This window comes from Agathobaculum sp. NTUH-O15-33 (assembly GCF_033193315.1).
GTDB lineage: Bacteria > Bacillota > Clostridia > Oscillospirales > Butyricicoccaceae > Agathobaculum > Agathobaculum faecihominis_A.
The window spans coordinates 77067-98152 of the sequence record NZ_CP136187.1 but is presented as its reverse complement, the minus strand read 5'-3'; the positions used below and the strand labels follow the sequence as shown (position 1 = coordinate 98152).

At 60.2% G+C, this 21086-nt stretch carries 24 protein-coding genes and 1 tRNA gene; 18 read left to right on the top strand and 7 right to left on the bottom strand.

From position 1 onward, the window contains the following. Window positions 1-4 precede the first annotated feature (4 nt). Window positions 5-469, bottom strand: a complete 465-nt coding sequence (locus RWV98_RS00520; protein ID WP_280962962.1) for a flagellar protein FlgN — start codon at window positions 467-469, stop codon at window positions 5-7. Further along, a complete protein-coding gene (locus tag RWV98_RS00515) occupies window positions 466-789 on the bottom strand; it encodes a hypothetical protein (RefSeq protein WP_280962963.1) in 324 nt (107 codons plus the stop codon). Before RWV98_RS00515 ends, RWV98_RS00520 begins: the two co-directional genes overlap by 4 nt. Window positions 790-996: 207 nt before the next feature. Between RWV98_RS00515 and RWV98_RS00510 the strand changes: the two genes are divergently transcribed. The 15 genes from RWV98_RS00510 (at window position 997) to RWV98_RS00440 (ending at window position 13860) form a co-directional block, all read left to right on the top strand. After that, the gene (locus RWV98_RS00510) at window positions 997-1764 is read left to right on the top strand and encodes a ParA family protein (protein ID WP_280962964.1); all 768 of its coding nucleotides are present in this window, start codon (window positions 997-999) and stop codon (window positions 1762-1764) included. A 3-nt stretch (window positions 1765-1767) separates the two neighbouring features. Next, window positions 1768-2391 carry a late competence development ComFB family protein gene (locus tag RWV98_RS00505; RefSeq protein WP_317863058.1) on the top strand — a complete coding sequence of 208 codons (624 nt, stop codon included), beginning with the start codon at window positions 1768-1770 and terminating at the stop codon, window positions 2389-2391. A gap of 34 nt (window positions 2392-2425) precedes the next feature. Next, window positions 2426-4159 (top strand): DUF342 domain-containing protein, encoded by a 1734-nt coding sequence (locus tag RWV98_RS00500; protein ID WP_317863056.1) that lies wholly within the window; start codon window positions 2426-2428, stop codon window positions 4157-4159. 146 nt (window positions 4160-4305) lie between these two features. After that, window positions 4306-4788 (top strand): chemotaxis protein CheW, encoded by a 483-nt coding sequence (locus RWV98_RS00495; protein ID WP_317863054.1) that lies wholly within the window; start codon window positions 4306-4308, stop codon window positions 4786-4788. Further along, window positions 4785-5081, top strand: coding sequence for a chemotaxis protein CheW (locus RWV98_RS00490; protein ID WP_317863052.1), 297 nt, complete (start codon window positions 4785-4787; stop codon window positions 5079-5081). Before RWV98_RS00495 ends, RWV98_RS00490 begins: the two co-directional genes overlap by 4 nt. Beyond that, on the top strand, window positions 5062-5916 hold the full coding sequence (locus RWV98_RS00485; protein ID WP_317863051.1) for a CheR family methyltransferase: 855 nt from the start codon (window positions 5062-5064) through the stop codon (window positions 5914-5916). Before RWV98_RS00490 ends, RWV98_RS00485 begins: the two co-directional genes overlap by 20 nt. Continuing rightward, window positions 5876-6883, top strand: a complete 1008-nt coding sequence (locus tag RWV98_RS00480) for a CheB methylesterase domain-containing protein (RefSeq protein ID WP_317863049.1) — start codon at window positions 5876-5878, stop codon at window positions 6881-6883. The genes RWV98_RS00485 and RWV98_RS00480 overlap by 41 nt, the downstream gene beginning before the upstream one ends. A 69-nt stretch (window positions 6884-6952) precedes the next feature. After that, complete coding sequence (locus RWV98_RS00475) at window positions 6953-7339, top strand: response regulator (protein WP_317863047.1); 387 nt, start codon at window positions 6953-6955, stop codon at window positions 7337-7339. Window positions 7340-7353: 14 nt separating this feature from the next. Further along, a complete protein-coding gene (locus RWV98_RS00470; RefSeq protein WP_317863046.1) occupies window positions 7354-9042 on the top strand; it encodes a methyl-accepting chemotaxis protein in 1689 nt (562 codons plus the stop codon). Further along, window positions 9039-9428 (top strand): response regulator, encoded by a 390-nt coding sequence (locus tag RWV98_RS00465; RefSeq protein ID WP_317863044.1) that lies wholly within the window; start codon window positions 9039-9041, stop codon window positions 9426-9428. The genes RWV98_RS00470 and RWV98_RS00465 overlap by 4 nt, the downstream gene beginning before the upstream one ends. Then, window positions 9425-10048, top strand: coding sequence for a chemotaxis protein CheC (locus RWV98_RS00460; RefSeq protein ID WP_280962974.1), 624 nt, complete (start codon window positions 9425-9427; stop codon window positions 10046-10048). The genes RWV98_RS00465 and RWV98_RS00460 overlap by 4 nt, the downstream gene beginning before the upstream one ends. Then, window positions 10038-10523, top strand: coding sequence for a chemotaxis protein CheD (locus RWV98_RS00455; protein ID WP_317863042.1), 486 nt, complete (start codon window positions 10038-10040; stop codon window positions 10521-10523). Before RWV98_RS00460 ends, RWV98_RS00455 begins: the two co-directional genes overlap by 11 nt. Window positions 10524-10547: 24 nt before the next feature. After that, window positions 10548-11483, top strand: a complete 936-nt coding sequence (locus RWV98_RS00450; protein WP_317863041.1) for a GGDEF domain-containing response regulator — start codon at window positions 10548-10550, stop codon at window positions 11481-11483. Window positions 11484-11500: 17 nt separating this feature from the next. Further along, a complete protein-coding gene (locus RWV98_RS00445; protein ID WP_317863040.1) occupies window positions 11501-13408 on the top strand; it encodes a chemotaxis protein CheA in 1908 nt (635 codons plus the stop codon). Then, complete coding sequence (locus tag RWV98_RS00440) at window positions 13405-13860, top strand: chemotaxis protein CheW (protein ID WP_317863039.1); 456 nt, start codon at window positions 13405-13407, stop codon at window positions 13858-13860. The genes RWV98_RS00445 and RWV98_RS00440 overlap by 4 nt, the downstream gene beginning before the upstream one ends. Before the next feature lie 231 nt (window positions 13861-14091). Here RWV98_RS00440 and licT read toward each other — a convergent pair whose 3' ends face one another. Further along, complete coding sequence (licT, locus tag RWV98_RS00435) at window positions 14092-14931, bottom strand: BglG family transcription antiterminator LicT (protein WP_317863038.1); 840 nt, start codon at window positions 14929-14931, stop codon at window positions 14092-14094. 28 nt (window positions 14932-14959) lie between these two features. After that, complete coding sequence (locus tag RWV98_RS00430) at window positions 14960-15706, bottom strand: copper homeostasis protein CutC (RefSeq protein ID WP_317863037.1); 747 nt, start codon at window positions 15704-15706, stop codon at window positions 14960-14962. A 309-nt stretch (window positions 15707-16015) separates the two neighbouring features. Between RWV98_RS00430 and trkA the strand changes: the two genes are divergently transcribed. From trkA to RWV98_RS00415, 3 genes are all read left to right on the top strand, one after another. Beyond that, window positions 16016-17392 carry a Trk system potassium transporter TrkA gene (gene trkA / locus RWV98_RS00425; RefSeq protein ID WP_317863036.1) on the top strand — a complete coding sequence of 459 codons (1377 nt, stop codon included), beginning with the start codon at window positions 16016-16018 and terminating at the stop codon, window positions 17390-17392. Beyond that, entirely contained in the window at window positions 17389-18834 is a 1446-nt protein-coding gene (locus RWV98_RS00420; RefSeq protein ID WP_317863034.1) for a TrkH family potassium uptake protein, read from the top strand. The genes trkA and RWV98_RS00420 overlap by 4 nt, the downstream gene beginning before the upstream one ends. A 184-nt stretch (window positions 18835-19018) precedes the next feature. Further along, a complete protein-coding gene (locus RWV98_RS00415; RefSeq protein WP_317863032.1) occupies window positions 19019-19939 on the top strand; it encodes an AEC family transporter in 921 nt (306 codons plus the stop codon). 73 nt (window positions 19940-20012) lie between these two features. Here RWV98_RS00415 and RWV98_RS00410 read toward each other — a convergent pair whose 3' ends face one another. The 3 genes from RWV98_RS00410 to RWV98_RS00400 all read right to left on the bottom strand — a co-directional run bounded on the left by RWV98_RS00410 (window position 20013) and on the right by RWV98_RS00400 (window position 21014). After that, the gene (locus RWV98_RS00410) at window positions 20013-20480 is read right to left on the bottom strand and encodes a Fic/DOC family protein (RefSeq protein WP_317865815.1); all 468 of its coding nucleotides are present in this window, start codon (window positions 20478-20480) and stop codon (window positions 20013-20015) included. Between the two features lie 231 nt (window positions 20481-20711). Next, window positions 20712-20882 (bottom strand): hypothetical protein, encoded by a 171-nt coding sequence (locus tag RWV98_RS00405; protein ID WP_317863030.1) that lies wholly within the window; start codon window positions 20880-20882, stop codon window positions 20712-20714. Window positions 20883-20938: 56 nt separating this feature from the next. Continuing rightward, a tRNA-Thr gene (locus tag RWV98_RS00400) sits at window positions 20939-21014 on the bottom strand. Window positions 21015-21086 lie beyond the last annotated feature (72 nt).

The window sequence follows — 21086 nt, the reverse complement described above, 5'->3', positions numbered from 1 at the left end:
TGATTTAAATCTTCTGTTCAAAGGAGGCGCCGCCGTTCCAATTCTGCCCCGGCTGCTGTCCGGGCCGGTAGGTCGGGCCGTCGTTTGCCCGGCCGAGGAACTGCAACTGCTTTTCCGCGATCTCCATGGCGGTACGGTTAAGCTCGCGCAGCTCCTTCGCCGCGGCGCGCAGCCGCGTGAGCAGGGCCGCAAGCTCGCTTTTCGCGGCTTCATCGGCAAGGGAAGAGACGATCTCGTCGCCCGTGGCCCCTTCCGAAAAGCCCAGCGCTTGCTGCGCGCCCAACCGCTTGCGTTCGAGCACGTCGAGCGACATGACCGCGGCCTGCTGTTCCTTGATCACGCTTTCCAGCCGGGGGCCGCCGCCCGCCAGCAGCGCCTGCCGCTTTTCGCGCTCGCTCCCAAGCATGCTTTCGCATTGGTCGGCGCACCGGGCGGTGGCGTCCAGATATTCGCGCAGTTCGGTCGTCATTCGGCACCGTCCTTATCTTCCGGCATGCTCCGGTTCAGCAGCGCGGCGGCCACGTCGCGGCCCGGAACCGGGCAAGCGTCGCCCAAATATTTCTGGCGCAGGCTTTGCAGCCGCCGGGCGTCCATGCTTTGCTCGGCCGCGCCCGGCTTGGCAGTAGCGCCGAGCTTTGCGCGCAGCGCCGCTTCGGGGCTGATCTCGATCACGTCGCCGCTCGTGGCGGCGGCGTCCTGCGCGCCCTCCGCCTGCTGGCGGCGCGCGGTCAGGTTCTTGTTCTGCGTCGAACGCAGCTGGTATATATCGTGCACACCTTTAATATCCATAAAATAACACCTCTTTCAGGCCGCATAACCCTTCTGTTCAGATTATCACACAGACCGTCTAAAAATGAAAGGGTCGCGGCGGAATTTTTTGTTTTTCGTCAAAAAATCCGCCGTACCTGTTTTCTTTTCGCGGCTTTTATATTATAATTGAAAATATTATCATAGCAGGGCCCAGCCGATCGGGGCCCGCCGGAAAGCGGTGCAGATATGGCCAAAATTATCTCTCTCATCAACCAAAAGGGCGGGGCGGGCAAAACAGCGTCTACCAACGCCCTTTCTGTCTGCCTGAAGCACAAGGGCTACCGCGTGCTCAGCGTGGATTTCGACCCGCAGGGCTACCTCACCTTCAGCATGGGGGCGGATACCAGAGAGCACCCCTCCATTTACGATGCGCTCAAGCATCAGGTATCCTGCAAGGACGCGGTGCAGCACGCTCCCGTTTGCGACATCATCCCGGCGGACGCGCTGCTCGGCAACATTGAGCGGGAATTTACCGGCCCCGGCAGCGAGCGCGCCCTGCGCGACTGTCTCAAGACCGTGGCCCCGCTTTACGATTACATCCTGATCGATTCCCCGCCCCAGCTCGGGCCGCTGTCGGTCAACGCCGTGGTGGCCTCCGATGTGGTGCTCATTCCCGGTCTGGCGGACGGCTACAGCCTGCAAGGCATCATTCAGGTGCATGAGACCATCGTGCGCGTGCAGCGGGCTTTCAACCCCACGCTCACCATAGGCGGCATGTTTCTGGTGCGCTATTACCCGCGCGAGGAGCTTTCCCGCATCACCTGCGAAACCGCGCAGCTGATCGCCGAGCATTTGGGCATGCCCCTGCTCGATACCAAAATCCGCCACAGCAACGTGATCAGCAAGGCCATGACGACCCTGCAGCAGGACATCGTCGAATGCGCGCCGCGCAATAACGCCGTGAGGGACTATCTCCAGCTGGTCGAAGAGCTGTTCGAGAGGAGGCTCCTCTAATCCATGGCGAAATCGAAAAAGGTGCTGGATCGGGACATGATGTTCCGCAAGATCATGCCGGCGCTGGCGGACAATCCCTTCTCCGCTCCCGTGACCGAAGCGTCGCTGCTCGGCGAAGAGCCGGACGCGCCCGCGCCGCAGCCCGAACCCGAGGCGGCCCCGGCGCCCGAACCGGCCGCCGTGCCTGAGGCGGCGCCCGAACCGGTCGTCCCCGCGCCCGCAAAACCCAAACCGGCGGCAAAGCCCCGCTGCAAAACGCTGGCGGAAGCGCCCTTTACCCAAACCGCGCCCGCGCCGGAGGAGAGCGACGAGCTTTCCGTTCTGCGCGCCCGGCTGTTCGCCCGGTCGGACAACGCCGAAGCCGGGTTAGAGCAGGTATCCACGGTCAACCTGATGGAAAGTCTGGTGCTGCGCCATCTGGACACGGTGATCCAGCGCTTCAACTGCTGCCGCTGTGACCGCTGCCGCCGCGACGTGGCCGCGTGCTCGCTCAACCATTTGCCGCCCAAATACGTGGTGGCCGACCCCGACCGGCTGGATTCCATGGCCGAGACCATCCCCGCCAAAACCGTGTACGACGCGCTAATCAAGGCCGTTTTAAAGGTCCGCGCCAATCCGCACCACTAAAAAATACCGCTCGCCAAACGGAAGGAAGATTCCTATGACAGAGCAAAACGAATCCGCACCCGGCGGCAAGCCGGGGCGCTCGCTGAAAAGCCGGCTCGCCGCGCTTTTCAGCCCCAGCTTGGAAACGCCGCCGCCCGCGGCGGAAACGACGCCGGACGAAGAGCCGGCGCCGGCCCCGCTCCCCGCGCCCCTGCCGGCGGCGGGCGCGCTGCTGCGCCTATACGAAGCATGGAAGGGCGAATTGCCGGACGAAGCATGGGAGCCCGGTTTTTTCTTTTTGAATAGCGCCGCGCCTTCGCAGGAGGAAAAACGCGCGCTCGATCAGTTCCGGCAGGAAGCCGAGCAGTACCTGACCCCCGCGCCGGACGGCGCGGAGGAGAACTCCGCCCCTTCGTGCGGTATCCCGGTGGACGCCACCTACAGCCTGCGCCTGTCGGACGACCGGCTTTCCGCGTGGCTGTTCCTTTTTCCGCCCCTTGGCGGCGGCGCCGATCTGACGCGGGACGATGTGGATTCCGCGCTAAAGGGCGGCGGCGTGGTATTCGGCACCGATGAAGCGCTGCTCGATACCATGGCGAAGGACCATATCTATATGAAAATGGCCCTTGTCGCCCGGGGGCGTTTGCCCGTGGACGGCGTGGACGGCTACGTGATCGACCGTGTGCCGCGCACAAAGGAGATTTCCTTTACCGAAAACGCGGACGGCTCGGTCAATTTTAAAGAGACCAACCTGATCGATCACATTGCCGCGGGCGATACGATCTGCGAGATCGTCGCGGCGGTGCCCCCGCAGGACGGCCGCGACGTGGAAGGCACCACCCTGCCCGGCCGCGAGGGCCAGCCGCCCACGGTGCCCATGGGGCGGCACACCCGCCTGAACAGCGAAAAGACCGCGCTCATTTCCGAGATAGACGGCCAGATCAGCTTTGCGGCGGGCAAATTCAACGTGGAATCCGTGCTCACCGTGCCCGGCAACGTGGACGCCGCGACCGGCAATATGGATGTGATCGGAAGCGTGGTGATCGGCGGCGACGTGCTGGAAGGCTATACGGTCAAGGCCACGGCCGATATCACCATTCGCGGCATCGCGGAGGGCTGCACGCTGATCGCGGGCGGCAACGTCACCCTTTACCGGGGCATCAACGGCAACCAGCGCGGCGTGATCCAAGCGGGCGGGTCGGTGACCGCTAAATTTTTGGAAAATTGCACGGTGGACGCCACCGGCTCCATTCGCAGCGAAAGCATCATCAACTGCACCGTCGTCAGCCAAGGGCAGGTGCTGGCGAATCAGGGACGCGGCGTGTTGATCGGCGGCGAGATCACCGCCTGTCAGGGCGTGGAAGCCCGCATCATCGGCACCAATTCCCACCGGGCGACCAGCATCGTGGTGGGCTCCACCCCGGATTTTCTGCAAAGCCTAGCCGAAACTTCTTTGGCGGTGGAGGATATGTCGCGCGAGCTCGAACAGCTTGAGCGGAACATTACCTACCTGCGCGGGCTGGACGCCCTTTCCCCCGCCCAAACCGCGAAGTACAACCAGAATAAGCTGCGCCGGTCGGTGCTGCGCATCCAGCACGGGAGGCGCGCGCAGGAGCTTGAAGAGATGGACCGGCGGCTTGCCGGCATGAAAAGCTGCTATGTCAAGGCGCAAACCATTTTCCCCGGCGTCAAGGTCTCCATCGGGCTTGAAACGCGGCACATCACCTCGATCGAGCAATCGTGCCGCCTGTATCTCGGCGCGGACGGCATCACGCTGGGCGCGGTTTGACCCGCGTCCGGCACCCCTACCCGAATTAAAAAAAACCGCTGTCCCGGCCCTGTCCGGCAGCGGTTTTTTGCAATATATGTTATTTTTGCATGTCTTGAGAATGCAAGCATTTTCCTGTATACTATAGGTCAAGAAGGTTTTGTCGAATGGCGGTGAAGCAAATGGGATCAGCCCCCAATGAAAACGCTTATGTTTGCGTGCGCTCGGGCAGCCTGTTCTTTTGGCTGCCGATGGATCAGCTGCTGTATATCACTTCCAGCCATATGCTGCGCGACGCTATGGTGGAGCGAAAAGACCCCCGCGACGCGCCCGTGGCGCTGCTGGACGGCCGCCGCATCGGCGTATTTTCTCTGCGCGGGCTACTCGGCCGCCCCGGCGCGGACGAAGAGCGGCACGCCCTGATCCTGCAAACGAACGGCGCGCTGTGCGGCCTGCTGGTAGACGAGGTGACCGATACCATAAGCGCCGGCGCATATACGATTCTACCGCTGCCGGACGCGGTAAAAAGCCCGGAAAACACCTTTTTACAAGGCCTGATCTGGATGGAAAACCGAGGCGCGCCGGCTTTTTTGACCGAGCCGGAACTGCTGCTGTCCATTTCGGGTCAAGAAGCGGGGCAAGCGATATGATGATCAGAATAGACGGTGCATGGCACGGGCTGGACCGGCGGCAGGTGGAACAGATTTTATCCGACCCGGCTGTTTTCGACGTGCCCAAAGCGCCCGCGGGTGTAATCGGGCTGGTGCATTATGGGGGGCAAATCGTGCCCGTGCTGGAACATCCGGAGGCGCGCGGCAAGGCCGGCAAGCGCCGTTTTGTGGTCTTGGTGCGGGACGGCGGCGCGCTGCGCGGCTTGGCCGTGGACGAGGTAACAGAAAAATTTGTGTTCGAGGAAGAGAACATTGATCAAATTTACCGATGAAGAATTTCAGCGCCTGACGGCATACATCAGCGAAGGCTACGGGATCGATCTGAGCAAAAAGCGAACGCTGGCGGAATGTCGGATGAGTCTGGAAATGGAAAAACGGCAGATCTCTTCGCTGACCGAATTTTTAAGCCAAATGCGGGCGGATAAGACCGGCAGGCTCGCCGCCGCCCTGATTGACCGGCTTACCACCAATTACACCTTTTTTCTGCGGGAGCAAGCCCATTTCGACTTTTTGGAGCAAGAGATCCTGCCCCAGCTGTCCCCTGCCGCCGCCTCTTTTCAAATTTGGTGCGCCGGCTGTTCCACGGGAGAGGAATGCTACACGCTGGCCATGCTGCTGGCCGCTTACCGCGATCACGGCGGCTGGCTGCCGCCCGTGCGTATTCTGGCCACCGATATCTCCGAACAGGCGCTGCGGGTGGCCATGGAGGCGCGCTATCCCTCCAAGGCGCTGGAACAGCTGCCCGAGGCATGGCGCCGCACCTATTGCCGGACGGACGGAACCGGCTTCTTTACCCTGCGCGACGATCTCCGCAAAATGATCTCCTTTCGCAAAATGAACCTGATGCGGCCCTATGCCGGGCACGAGCAGTATGATCTGGTCCTGTGCCGCAACGTCATGATCTATTTCAACGACGCCGCCCGTAAACAGCTGACGCAGCGCCTAGCCGGCAGCCTGAAAAAAGGCGGCTACCTGTTTATCGGCCATACCGAACTGCTTCCCGCGGAGCAAACGCTTTTGACCTGCGTCCGCCCGGCGATCTATCAAAAGGCAAGGAGAGATGGACATGAGAAAGGTCAGCGCCGCGTTAGCGGCGGAATCGGCTGAGCTGCAGCAGCTGGTGCTGGACGTTCTTGGCCCGGCGCAGCGGGGCGCGCTCGCCTTCTCGCTGCTGCGGGCCGGCGAAAATCCGGCCCAAACGCCGGACCTCGCGATCTTTATCGGCAATGCACCCAACTTTTGGGGGCGGTGCCGGCCCGCGCTCCTCCGTCTGGCGCGTCGCGGCGGCCGGATCGTCTGCATCTGCCGCGCCGCGCCCGACTGGCTCGGCGGCGTTGCAAACGGCGAAATCCTGCCGCTCCCGGAAGCGCAGGATGCGCGCGCGATGGACCTGTTCCGTAAATCGCTGCTGATCCGCGTAAAATCGGTCGCCGCCCACCGCGACGATCCCGCCGGACCGGTTCCCACGCGCCGGCCCAGCGGACGGCTTGTCGGCATCGGCTCCTCCACAGGCGGCCCGCAGGTGCTGCTTTCCATCCTAAACGACTTGCCGCCGGATACCTGCGGGATTCTCATCGTGCAGCATCTCAGCACCGGGTTTTCCTCCCGCTTTTCCGACTATCTCGACGAGCTTTGCGCCATGCGCGTCAAGCAGGCTGAAAACGGCGAAGTCGTGGAGGACGGCACGGTCTATTTAGCCGAGGACGGCCGCCATCTGACCGTCGTCCGCCAGCCGGACGGCTACCGCCTGCGCAGCCTGCCGGGGGAAAAGGTGAACGGCTTTTGCCCCTCGGCCGACCGGCTCTTTGAAAGCCTTGCCGCACAGGCGGGCGGCAGCGCCATGGGCATCGTGCTGACCGGCCTCGGAAACGACGGCGCCGAGGGGCTTTTGCACCTGCGGCAGGCGGGCGGGCAGGGGCTTGCGCAAAGCGAAAGCAGCTGCGCCGCTCCCAGCATGCCGCGCGAGGCCGCGCGGCTGGGCGGCGCGGAGGAACAGCTTACCCCCGCCGCGCTGGCCGAGCGCATCCGGCGGTTCGCTTTCGCTTCGCCCCACGCGCCGTTTCGTCAAACATAGCGCATTTGTATTTCTTTTCTTGCATTCCCGCGCGCTTGGGTTAAAATGATAAATAGGGAGATGATCAGATTGGCAGCTAAGATCCTAGTGGCAGACGACGCCAAGTTCATGCGGCGGCTTCTGCGGCGTATGCTGGCCGAGGGGGGCTATCACGATATCATAGAGGCCGCGGACGGCGAGCAGGCGATCGCGCTGTACCGGGCCGAACGTCCCGATCTGGTGCTGCTCGACATCACCATGCCGGGCAAGCCGGGGATGGAAGTGCTGTCCGATCTGCGCTCGCTCGATCCTGCGGCCAAGATCGTCATGTGCTCCGCGGTGGGGCAGGAAACCGTGGCCGCCCAAGCCAAGCAGCAGGGCGCCTGCGGCTTTCTGCGCAAGCCGTTTGTCCAAAGCGAACTGATCAACGCGGTCGGTCAGGCCATTTTGCCGCAAGCCGATACGCAAAACAGATAAAGGGGAAGCAAAAAATGGATATGAAGCGGAACAGGCTGAACAACATGAAGGTCGGCAAAAAGCTGATGAGCGCCTACGGCGTCATCATGATTTTTTATATCGTTACGGTTGCGGCGTCCCTTTTGGGCATTCATACCGTGGCGAGCACCATGGACAATTTTTATAATTCTTCCTTTCAAATGACCAGCTCCGCGCAGGGCGTGCGGGCTGCGATCCAAGGCATCGGACGCGATATTTTAAGCGCGGCGACCAACACGGATGAAGCGGCGGACGCGGCCTATATCGCGGAAGCAAAAACCTATTCTGAACTGGTGGAAAGCGGTATTGCAAAGCTGGAAAAAAACTTTGTCTCCGATCCCGAGCTATTGTCGCAGGTGTCTGAAAGCATCAAACAGCTTACCCCCATTCGCAATCAGCTGCTCACCCTATTGGATGAAGATAAAGAAGCCGAGGTGCTGGCGCTGTACAGCACACAGTATGAGCCGATCGCCTCCAGCACGCGCGAGCTGCTCAAGCAGGTGGAAACGAAGGCCAAGCAGGATGCCGGCGATTATATAGAGGAAAGCCATAAGATTAAGCAGGACATCACCGTCATGCTGGTCGTGCTGGCCGTGGTGCTGCTCGCCATCACGATTTTCCTCTGTGTCAAGATCACGCGCAGCATCACCCGCCCCGTGCGCGAGCTGGAAGCGGTCTCCCGCCAGCTGGCCGACGGCCATCTGGACGCGGCGATCACATACCGGTCGCAGGACGAACTCGGTTCGCTTGCCGAAAGCATGCGCAGCACCGTCACCACGCTCAAGCTGTACATATCCGAGATCGAGCTGGGCATGCGGGCGCTGGGCAGCGGCAAGCTGAATTACCAGACGCAGGTGGACTTCAAGGGTGATTTTAAGGTGCTGGGCGAATCGCTCGATCATATTTCCGCCATGCTGAGCAGCGCGATTTTGCAGATCGGCAACAGCGCCGAGCAGGTCGCGGGCGGCGCCGAACAGGTGGCCAGCGGCGCGCAGGTGCTTTCGCAGGGCGCGGTGGAGCAGGCCAGCTCTATTGAAGAGCTGGCGGCCAATGTCAACGAGATATCCGACTCCGTGCGCGGCAACGCGGACGACGCCGTGAGCGCCAGCGCGCTGGCCGACGAGGTGGGCGGCAAGGTGCTCGACAGCGACGCGCAGATGACCCAGATGAGCGACATCATCCAAAAGATCAAGCAAAATTCCTATCAGATCACCGAGATCGTCAAGGAAATTGAGGATATCGCGTTTCAAACCAATATTTTGGCGCTTAACGCGGCGGTCGAGGCGGCCCGCGCGGGCGAGGCGGGGCGCGGCTTCGCCGTGGTGGCGAGCGAAGTGCGCCATCTGGCCTCCAAGACCACCGAGGCCTCTAAAATGACGGCGGAGCTTGCCATGCAGACCACCCGAACGGTGGACGAAGGCGCTTTAGCGGCCGATAAAACCACGGAATCCATGAAAAAGGTCGTGGACGGCGTGCAGAAGGTCTCCGCCATGATGGACCGGATCTCCGACGCCTCGCTCCGGCAGGCGGATTCCATCATTCAGGTGCGGCAGAGCATCGACCTGATCTCCGAAATCGTGCAGGGCAACTCCGCGACCAGCGAGGAGAGCGCCGCCGCCAGCGAGGAGCTTTCCGCGCAGGCACAGCTGCTGAAAAAGCTGGTGGAGGAATTTGAAGTATCATGAGTGATAAAGTAATGATCGTGGACGACGCGCTGTTCATGCGCGCCATGCTGCGCAAGACGCTGTCCGCAGCCGAGGGGCTGGAAATACTGGAAGCGCCGGACGGCCCCACCGCCGTGCGGCTTTATCAGAGCGAGCGCCCCGGGCTGGTGCTGCTCGACATCTCCATGCCCGGCATGAGCGGCATCGATGTGCTGCGTCAAATCCGCTCAATCGACAGGCTGGCCCGCGTGGTCATGTGCTCCGCCATCGGGCAGGACAGCATGATGATGGAGGCGATCTCGGGCGGCGCGGTGGACTTCATCGTAAAGCCCTTTAAGCCCGAACAAATCCTCCGCGCGGTGCAAGCGGCCTTCCCCCACCGGCAAGGCAAGGAGGGGCATCCATGAAAAGCTATGCGGAGCTGAGCGAGGACGCGCGCGACGTGCTGGCCGAAATAGGCAATATCGGCACCGGCAACGCCGTTGCCGCGCTTTCCAGCATGCTGGGCGCGCAGATCGATATGGCGCTGCCCGCGATCCGGCTGCTGCCCTACCGCGACGTGCCCGGCCAGCTGGGCGGTTCGGAAACGCTGGAGGTCGGCATCCTGCTGGAAACGACCGGCGATATCAACGGCATGTTCATGTTCCTGCTGAGCGAGGAATTTACCGCCGCCCTGCTGACCGGCCTGCTGGGCGAAGCGCCTACGGACAGCACGCAGCTTTCCGAAATGGACCGCTCGGCTATTTGCGAGGTGGGCAACATCATGTGCTGCTCCTATATCAACGCGCTGGCCCGGATGATGGATGTGACGGTGGAAATATCGGTGCCGCGTATGTGCAGCGATATGCTGGGCGCGCTGCTCAGCGTGCCGATGATCCGCTTTGCAAATCTCAGCGACGAAATGCTGCTGATCGAAAACAAGTACCATCTGAACGAGACCAACGTGGTCAGCCATATCCTGTTCCTTCCGGAAGTCGATTCGATCGTAAAAATCCTAAAGGCGCTGGATCTGCCCTATGAAACATGAAAGCGGGCTGATCGTAGGCATAGCCGAGGGCAAGGTGGCCCAAGGGGACGGCGAACTGATCAGCTACGCGCTGGGTTCCTGCGTGGGCGTTTGCCTGTACGACGGGGCGCGGCATATCGCGGGGCTGGCCCACATTCTGCTGCCCAGCCGCGCGCTGGCCACGGAAAAAACCAACCCCTATAAATTCGCCGACAGCGGAACCGAAGCGCTGGTGCTGGCCATGGAGCGCATGGGCGCCGTGCGCGCGGCGCTGACGGCCAAGATCGCGGGCGGCGCGAAAATGTTTCAGGTGCCGGAGGGACAGCGGTCCGTTGGGGATAAAAACGTCTTGGCCGTGCGGCAGGCGCTTTACGCGCTGCATATCCCGATCCGCGCGCAGGATGTGGGCGCGGAGCACGGCAGAAGCATCTATTTCTCCGTTAGGACCGGCATGCTGCGAGTCAAGTCCATCCGGGCCGGCGAGCGCATGCTCTAACAAAGAAAGCGAGCGATATAGTTTATGGAATTAAGCAACAAACGGACCGTTCTGGCGGTGGACGACAGCCTGATGATCTGCCAGCAGATCGAAGCCGCGCTGAAAAACGAGGACCTTGATATCCATATCGCGCATAACGGCCGGGACGCGCTGGCCCTGATGGAGCAGTGTCAGCCCGATCTGATCCTGCTCGATATCATTTTGCCCGATATGGAGGGGTATGAGCTGTTCGGCAAGATCAAGGAGCGCGACCGCAACAACGCCTCGATCGTGTTCATCACCTCCAAGGACAGCGAGCGCGACGTGATCCGGGGCTTTTCCATGGGCGCGAGCGATTATATCAAGAAGCCCTTCCGGCAGGAAGAGATGAAAAGCCGGGTCATCGCCCACCTATCCGCCAAGCGGCAGAAGGACGAGCTCAAGCATTTGAACGAGGAACTGCGCGCCAGCATGGAACGGCTGGGCACCATGGTATACCGGGATGAGCTGACCGGCCTGTACAACCGCCATTATTTTGCCGAAAAGATGGAGCGCGAGCTGGAAACCGCGGCGCGGCAGGACGCGTTCATCATGATCGATGTGGACAATTTCAAGCATATCAATGATTCCTACGGACACGACGCGGGCGACACGGTTTTGGTCTGCATCGCCAGCATTATGGAAAGCATTTGCAGGCGGCACCGGGTCATCCGCTGGGGCGGCGAGGAATTCCTCATCGTGCTGATGGACGCGGACCGGGAAGAGGCCATGCGGATCGCCGAACAGATCCGCGTGGAGATCGCCGAATTCCCGATGCTTTATAAAGACGTGACTTTTTTCTGTACCGTGACGCTGGGCGTCAGCGCCTACCAAAGGGGAAAAAGCATCAAACAGAATATCGACCGCGCCGACCGCGCGCTGTATTGCGGCAAAAAGAGCGGCAAAAACTGTTGCATATGGAGCGATGAGGGCGATGCGTAGGAGGCGGGAGGCCTTACATGTCATTTTTTGATCAGGAAATGGAATCCATGCTCGAGGTTTATCTGCTCGAAACCAGCCAGCTGCTCGAGCAGCTCGACGCGATCCTGCTGCACGCGGAAAAGGCGGGCCTGCTGACGCAGGAGGAGATCAACGGCGTTTTCCGGGTCATGCACACCACGAAAAGCTCCTCCGCCATGATGGGGCTGCATGACCTTTCCGAATTGGCCCACAAGCTGGAAGACCTGTTCGCCGTTTTCCGGGAGGACGCTGGCAAGCTGCAAGGCGTGGAAAAGGACGTGTTCGATCTGGTTTTCGAGGCTTCCGATTTCATACGGGCCGAGCTTGCGGCCATGCAAAACGAGGGGTATCAGCCGCAGCGCGCCTCGGCGCTGCTTTTGCAGATCGGTCTGGTCACGCAAAAGCTGGGCAGCGGCAGCCGCGTAGTGGTGCGGCTGCGCTTTGAGAAGGACTGTAAAATGGAAAACGTCCGCGCCTTCATGGTGGCCCGGCAGGTCCGCCAGCTCTGTACGGACATGCGCCTTTATCCGGAGGATGTGGAAAAGAACCCTGAAACAGCCGACTATATCCGGAAAAACGGCTTTTATATCAGCTTTATCGCGGAGGACCGCGAGCAGGTGCTCGATCTGCTGCGCGGGGCCCTCTTTGTCGAGGAGTGCCGGGTGGTGGATGAGATCCCGGTAAAGGAGCAGGAGCCCGAACCCGAAGCGCAGGGCCATGCCGAGCCGGGCAGCCAATATATCAGCGTGCGCGTCGAGCGGCTGGACGAGCTGCAAAACCTGACCGGCGAGCTGCTCATCGCGGCTTCGGCCGTGGGCGACGGCGGCGCGGGGCAAGCCGCCCTGTCCGACGGCGCCGTGCACCAGCTTGATCAGCTTCTGGGCGAACTGGAAGGCATTGTGATCTCCATCCGTATGATCCCGTTCAGCGGAATCGCCCCCAAGCTCAACCGTATCGTGCGGGACATGTGCAAAAAGGAGAAAAAAGAGGTAGCCTTTGTCATGACCGGTCAAGAGGTCGAGGTGGACAAAAACATCGTCGACAGCATCTTCGACCCCTTGATGCACCTATTGCGCAACGCGATCGACCACGGCATCGAGCCGCCGGAAACGCGCGAAGGCCTTGGCAAAAAACGCGCCGGCAGGGTCGCCATCCATTTTGAGAGCCACGGCGGCGAGGTGCTTTGCACCGTCAGCGACGACGGACGTGGCATCGATACCGACCTTGTCTGCAAGAAGGCCCGGCAACGGGGCCTGCTCACCCAGCCGGAGGAGCGCTACACCCGGCAGGAATTGCTGGAGACCTGCTTTTTGCCCGGCTTTTCCACGCGGGAAAGCGCGACCGAGTTTTCGGGCCGGGGCGTCGGTCTGGACGTGGTCAAGGCCATGATCGAGCGGTTCGGCGGTCATTTGGGCATTGAAAGCGAAAAGGGCGCGGGCACGTGCATTACCATGCACTTGCCCTTGAGCCTCACCATCATAGACTGCTTCAAATTTGAGGCCGGCGGCCAGATCTTCGCCGTGCCCGCCTATCAGGTGGAGCAGTTCTCCCCCTTCGACCCGTCCAGCCCCTGTTACCGGGTACAGGGCGGCCGGGGGCACTGGATCTTCGAGGAGCGCTGCCAGCAGGTGCTGTCCCTTTGCGAGTTTTACGGGCTGGAACGCCGGGAAAACGCGCGCAAGCAGCTGATCTGCGTGCGGGGCGCGACCCGTTCCGCCTGTATGCTGGCCGATCATGTCATCGGGCGGCAAAGTCTGGTGGATAAGCCTCTGCCCGGCCTGTTCGGCCCCCGTTTCAAGCAGAAAACAGGCATTGCTGGCAGCAGCATTCTGGGGGACGGCACCATCTGCGCCCTGCTGGACGTGGAGGATCTGATCAAATCGGCACTGGAGGGACGCGGGGAATGACGGAAAAAAGTGCGGAAAACAGCTTTGAGCTTTTGTGCCTGCCGCTGGACGGCGCGTACTATGGCTTTCCGCTGGATATGATTACCGAAACGCTTCAACGCGTACAGATTACCCCGTTCCCCTGCTTGCCGCCGCATTACTGCGGCGTGTGTAACCGCAAGGGCTCCATCCTGCCGGTGGTCAGCCTGCGCCGTATGACAGGCGGCGCGCAGGCCGCCGATGAAGGGCACCCGGTCACGGTCATCGTCAAATGCGGCGCGTATGAATGCGGCTTTCTCACAGAAACGCAGCCGGTATTGCTGACCGTCTCCCCCGACAGGCTGGTGCGGGAAGCGGCCGGCGAGCTTTCCGGCCCGCTTTGCGTGGTCGACGCGGTTTACGCCACGGACAGCGGCGTCGTGCTCGCCGTGGACGCCGCCGCCACGCTGGAACGCCTCGTGGTAAACCGGTAACAAAAAAGGGGCTGTAAAAAAACTGTTGCAAAACAGAAGAATACCCAAATGTCATTCTGAACGAAGTGAAGAATCTCGCGCGAACGCGCGGAATTTACGCTGGGAACGCGCGTTCGCGCGAGATTCTTCGTCGCTTCGCTTCTCAGAATGACAAAATTGGTAGCATTCTTCGCTTTGCAACAGTTTTCTATTCATTTGTAAGAACTTATTTTACAGCCCCTTTTTTATGTGCTAATCGTCGCCCTTGCCCGTTACGCGGGCGATATGGATGGTAAGATACAATAGCTCGTTCTGGCCCGAGCGGAAGCCCCGCTCCTTTTCGACATAGGCGCACACCCGCTGCGCGCAAGCGTACGAGCGCGGATATTTGAATTTGACCACCTCAAGCAAATCGGCTTCGTCGTCGCCATATTGCTGGTCGCTCATGATGCGCTGGGCAAAAAACTTCAGGTGCGTGACAAAGCGGTAGTAGTCGAGCGATTCCTCGTCCGGCTTTGTGCCGAACTCCTCGCCAATGATGCGGAACACCTCCTGCATCAGCAGGGTCATGTCGTACACCTCGCGGATCTCGCCGCCCACCTGCGCGTTGACGAAATGCATGGCGATGAACCCGGCTTCATCCTCGGTGAACTGCACGCCGGTCTCCTCCAACACGATCTCGTTCGCCTTGAGACCGACCGCGTATTCATCCCTATAAAACTGGCGGATATCCCATAAAAGCGGATTGGGCAGCGTGATGCCCTCGCGGTAGCGCTCGATCGCGGCCGAGATATGGTCGGGCAGGGTCACATAGATGCTGTCCGAAAGCTGCTTGCCGAGCGCGATCTTCGCGTGGTTTATAATGCGCTCGCTCATCATAAAATGCGTCAGCGGGATATTGGTAATGAGCTGTTGGAATTTATCGGAGAGCTGCTCGTTGTGCAGAGTAAAGCGCTTTTCTATGCCCGCCTCTTCCAGCGTATCGCCCACCTTGCGCGAAAAGCCAAGGCCGCGCCCCATCAGCACGGTCTCCACGCCCTTATCATCCAGCGCGACCACCACATTGTTGTTTAGAACCTTCTCAACGCGCATGTCGTCCCCCCTCATGTTGCGCCCGCCGTTAGGCGAGCGCTTGCAGCGCCTCGCGCGCTTCGCGGATCGCCGCTTCGTCGCAGCGCCAGATCTCGTACTCGCTCAGGCCCTTAAGCCCCATGCTCACGCCCGAACGGCGGTAAACCATCGGGCTGTCCATGGTCTTTTTGCCGGACAGATGAAAGGCGGTAAGGCCCGTTTTGGGCCCGATGCGGCGGATCACCTCGGCGCTCACCCCCGCGCCCGCCATGATCCGCGGCTTTCCGCCCGAGGCCCGATCGAGCGCGGCGAGCAGCTCGGCCCCTTCCTCGCACGCGTTTTGCTGGCCCGAGGTAAGGATGGTATCCACCCCCAGCCGCGCGGCGGCGGCGAGCGCCTCGAACGGGTCGCGGCATACGTCGAACGCGCGGTGCAGCGTAACGCCCACGCCCCCCGCCGCCTCGATCAGCCGGGCCATGCGTTCCTCGTCCAGCGTGCCGTCCGGCTTTAAAACGCCGATGACGACGCCGTCCGCCCCGCGCCGGGAAAACCGCTTTACCTGCCGCAAAATAATCTCAAATTCATCCTCCGTGTAGCAGAAATCGCCGAAACGGGGGCGGAGAAGCACGCGGACCGGCAGCCCGGCCCGCTCCTGTACCAGATCGAACAGCTCTTCGCTGGGCGAGGTGCCGCCGATCACCAGATTCTCACAAAGCTCAAGCCGCGTTGCACCGCCGCGCGCGGCGCTTTCAGCCGAAGCGGCCGAATCAACACAGGCCTCCAAAACGAAATCCATCCGGAGCCCTCCTTTACATATGTAAATAGTATACCACAGCGGCAAGCATTTGCGAAGTGCTAGAACGCACCAAGGGCCGCTGCTGGTATAATTAATTTTATCCGGGTATAATAGCCGCTTTGCGGCTATTATACCATGGCCCATTAGGCCGGTCAACCAAGGGATTTCCAAATAATACACACCGGCGTTTCTGGAAGGATACCGTACATTCTATACATACGGCCTTTCATGCTTGCTTTTTTGCTCTGTACCCGCTATAATCACGGTAGAGATATAAAGATCGTATCAAGGAAACTGGGGAGGCGCACCATGCGCATCATTATTGTAGGCTGCGGCAAGGTCGGTTCGGCGCTTGCGGAGCAGCTTTCGGCGGAGGGCCACGACCTGACGCTTGTAGACCTATCCGCCAAACGGCTGGACGAATTGACAAATTCTCTCGACGTGAGCAGCGTTACCGGCAGCGGCACCAACTTCCGCGTATTAAAGGAAGCCGGTGTAAAGACCGCCGACCTGCTGATCGCCGTTACCACGCAGGACGAGATCAACCTTCTTGCCTGCATGATCGCCCGGAAGGCTTCGGGCTGTCACACAATCGCCCGCGTGCGCAACCCGGAATACGCTTCCGAGGTCGGCTTTATCCGCGACGAGCTGGGCCTGTCCATGGTAATCAATCCGGAGCTTTCGACCGCGCGCGCGGTTTCGCGGCTCATTCGCTTTCCTTCGGCCATACGCGTTTCCACCTTTGCCAAGGGCCGGATCGAGCTGCTGGAAATACACGTGCCGGATGATTCGCGCCTGAACGGAATGGCCGTATGCGAGGTGAGCCACCTGCTGCGCTGCAATGTGCTGATGTGCATGGTGCACCGCGCGGGGCAGACCTTCATTCCCAAGGGCGATTTTATTTTGGAAAAGGGCGATGATATCACCGTGATCATCCCGCCCCGCGAGCAGGCCTACTTTTTCGAGCAGGTCGGCATTCCAAACGACCACATCGGCTCCGCCATGCTGATCGGCGGCGGCAAAATCTCCTTTTTCCTCGCCGGCATGCTGCTGGACGCGGGCATCGCGGTCAAAATCATTGAAACCCGGCTGGACCGGTGCGAGCAGCTATCCGAATTGCTGCCCGGCGCGACCATCATCTATGGCGACGGCACCGACCGCAGCCTTTTGGACGAAGAGGGCCTCGGCACCTGCGAGGCCTTTGTCGCGCTGACCGGCATGGATGAGGAAAACATTCTGCTCGCCCTGCACGCAAAGCAGCATTCGCATGCCCGCGTGTTCACCAAGATCAACCGCGTCAATTTTGAAGAGGTCATAGCCGGGCTGCCGCTCGGCACGGTCGTGCGCCCCAAGCAGACCACGGCCGACCTGATCAGCCAATATATCCGCGCGATGCAAAACTCGCTCGGCTCCAACGTGGAAACCCTGCACCAGCTGCACGGCGCGGAGGCGCTGGAATTCCGCGTCGGCACCAACCACCTGACCGGCGTGCCGCTGCAGGATATGCCCATCCGCCCGGATGTGCTGCTGTGCTGCATCAACCGCCACGGCAAACGCATCATCCCGCGCGGTCAGGATATGTTAAAGGAAGGCGACACCGTGATCGTGGTCTCCACCCACGCCGGCATGACCGATCTCGGCGATATCTTTCTAAAGCAGGATGAGACGGGGGCCGTAACGAAATGAATCTCGCCATGGTGCGGTACCTGCTCGGCTGGATGCTGGGTGTGGAGGCCGCCTTTCTTCTGCTGCCCATGCTTACCGCGCTGGTATACGGCGAAAGCACGGGCTTTGCCTACCTGTTCGCGGCGCTGATCTGCCTGTTCTTCGCGCTGCTCCTATCCATGCGCAAGCCGAAAAACACCCGCTTTTACGCGCGCGAGGGCTTTGTCACCGTCGCGCTGTGCTGGATCGTGCTGGCGCTGACCGGCGCGCTGCCGCTGCATTTTAGCGGCGAGATCCCCTTCTACCTCGACGCGGTGTTTGAAACCATTTCCGGCTTTACCACCACCGGCGCTACCATTCTAGGCAATGTCGAAGCGCTGTCGCACGCCTCGCTGCTGTGGCGCAGCCTAACGCATTGGCTGGGCGGCATGGGCGTACTGGTATTCATCCTCGCAATCTTACCGCTCGCAGGCGGCCACACCATCTATTTGATGCGCGCGGAAAGCCCGGGCCCCGCGGTGAGCAAGCTGTCGCCCCACCTGCGCGATACCGCGATGATCCTTTACGGCATCTATATCGGCCTGACCGCGCTGGAGATCGTGCTGCTCGCCATCGGCGGCATGCCGCTTTTCGATTCGGTCAACGTGGCGCTGTCCACGGCGGGCACGGGCGGCTTCGGCATGTGGAACGACTCGATCGCGCACTACAACAGCTACTATTTGCAAGGCGTCATATCGGTATTCATGATCTTGTTCGGCGTCAACTTCAGCCTATACTTTTTGATGCTGACGCGCAAGTGGAAGCAGGCGCTGAAAAGCGAAGAGCTGCGCCTGTATCTGGGCGTGATCGCGCTGTCCACGCTGCTGATCGGCTTCAACGTGCGCGCATCGTTCGATAATATTTTTCAAAGCCTGCACCACGCGCTGTTTCAGGTCGCTTCGATCATCACGACCACCGGCTTTGCCACCGCGGATTTCGACCTGTGGCCCGCGTTTTCCAAGGCGATTCTGGTGCTGCTCATGTTTATCGGCGCGTGCGCCGGGTCGACGGGCGGCGGCATCAAATGCTCGCGTATCCTTTTGATGCTGAAAAGCGTCAAAAAGGAGCTGCACTACCTGATCCACCCGCGTTCCATCCGCATCAACCAGATGGATAACCACCGAATCGCGCACGAGATCGTCCGCTCCATCAACGTGTTTTTGATCGCGTATCTGCTTATTTTTATTTCTTCCTTCCTGTTGCTTTCGCTGAACGGGGAAGATATGGTGACCAACTTCACCGCCGTCGCGGCGACGCTCAACAACGTCGGCCCCGGTCTTGTCGGCGTGGGCCCGACCTGTAACTTCGGCTTTTTCCCGCCCATCAGCAAGCTTGTGCTGATGTTCGACATGCTGGCGGGCCGTTTGGAGCTGTTCCCCATGCTCCTGCTCTTCACCCCTGCCACGTGGCGGAAAAACAGATAAGAAAAAAACCGGCGCTCTTAACGGCTGTTCAAGCCGCCAAGAGCGCCGGTTTTGCGCAACATGGGCTTGGCCGCCTTTGGGCCCGGCCCCCATATTGCATATTGCACATTCCCCACGCAGGCTCTACAATAGTCTTAGCGGATAAGCGGCCCTTTGCTTGGCGGCCGCGGGGGAGGAAAAACGTATGCAACAGGTGTTTTCGCAGCTTTTGGTGCTGCTGCTGATATTGGGCGCGGGCTTTGTTTGCGGCCGGATCGGGTTATTGACCGAAACGTTCTCCGCCGGGCTCAACACGCTGGTCATTCAGTTGACGCTGCCCGCCCTTATTTTAGCTTCCATGGATGTGGATTTTTCGTGGGAGCTGCTGCACAACAGTTTGGCGCTCATCATGATCGCGGCGGTTTGCTTCGCGGCGGTCATCGCCGCGCTGGAAATATGGCGCAAATTCTCCCGGCTGGATCCGGTTAAGCTTGGCGTTTATCAGTATTTGATCTTGGTGGGCAACTGCGCCTTTATGGGCTTTCCCGTGATCGAAGCCATCTATGGCGGCACCGGCCTGCTATATGCGGCGATGTTCGTAATTCCGCACAATTTGCTGCTGTATTCTTACTCCATCACGCTGTTCCACCGCGGCGCCAAGGCGCAGTGGGGTAAAATATTCCGCAATTCCGGCCTGATCGCCACGGCCGTGGGCTTTTTGTTGTTTTTGTGCCCGTTTACGCTGCCTTACCCCGTGCACCACGCGATCGACTGGTTGGGCAATATGACCGTGCCGCTCGCCCTGCTGATCTTGGGCAGCCGCATGAGCCGCACCGACCTGCGCACGGTCGTGCGCCCCGCCGGCATTTGGCTGAGCGCGCTGACCCGGCTCGTACTGTTTCCCGCGCTTATGATCCCCGCGCTCGTCTGGCTGGGGCTGGATAAAATGCTGGTTTCGGTGCCCGTCATCCTGTTCGCGACCCCGGTCGCGCTCACCGCGGCTTCGTTCGCGCAGCAATACGGTTCGGACGCGGACCTTGCCGGGCGCGGCGTGGTGCTGAGCAACCTGCTCGCCATTATAACGCTTCCGGTCGTTGTCGCGGTGCTGCTCGCCGTGCTGCGGTAAGCCCGCCCGGCGCACCTCCAACCGGCAGCTGGAATACGTGATAAAAGCCCCATTTTGTCCGAGGTTCCGGCTTCTAAATCCCGGTTTTTATGGATGTTACCGCTTGCGGCAAAACTATTTCATGCGCGCTGCGGTGCGAAGGGCTTTTTGACAAGCTGAGCTCCGGAAAACTATACGTTTTCCGGAGCCTAATTGCGTCGCTCAAAATTTTCTTTAGCAAATCCGCCACACCGTTTGCCGACTGCATGGTGGCGAACATCAGTAAGTCGGTGTCTACCTCCGCCCAGTTGATGTCATACCCGGCGGCACGGATAAGCTGCGTGAGAAACGCTCGCTGGGCGCGGCCATTGCCCTCTCTGAACGGGTGGAGCATATTCGTCGTGCAGTAAAAGTCCACGATTTCATCCACAAAGGCGGCGTGGGGCAAGCCTCGAAAGAAATTACGATCCGCCAATCGCTGGAACACCAGCCGCGCCTGCCGCCCGATTTCCTCAGCGGGGCAAAAGGACGTGCCCTTTTTGCTGATATTCACTGTGCGGATTTGCCCCGCCCAATCGTATAAATCAGAGAATAGGAAATGGTGGATTGCGCAGTAATGGGGGAGTCAAAGGTATTTGTGCGTGGCTGCTGGAGCCACTCGGCGTTACGGGTGGATACTAGTACAGTTTCCACTTCATCCAACTTGGCTTCATCGTGTATGTCAAACTTATTGATTAGTACCACCGTTCCCGGATAGCAATTGTCCGAAATCAGGTCAAGGCTGTATCCCATATCACACCGCCCTTGCTGGTCGACTTAAAATCTCCTTTACAAGCTCGGCAACGGAAATCTCACCAAGCATAAGGCGCGCGCAATCGTGCTCCGTCTGCTCTGTAACAGCGTAACCCTCCATACGAGTGGAGGCCAAGGCATTTTTCAGTTCAATATATTCTTTATCGCTCATAATCGTCAATCTCCAGACATAGAAAAATCTCCGCCGTGAAACCACGACGGAGATTTTGGAGCTTGTGATCGGACTCGAACCGATGACCTGCGCATTACGAATGCGCTGCTCTACCAACTGAGCCACACAAGCATTTATGAGAATCAGGCCATCTCCGCCTCGTTCTGTTTGTTAGTATACCACGGATTTGGCGGTTTGAAAAGA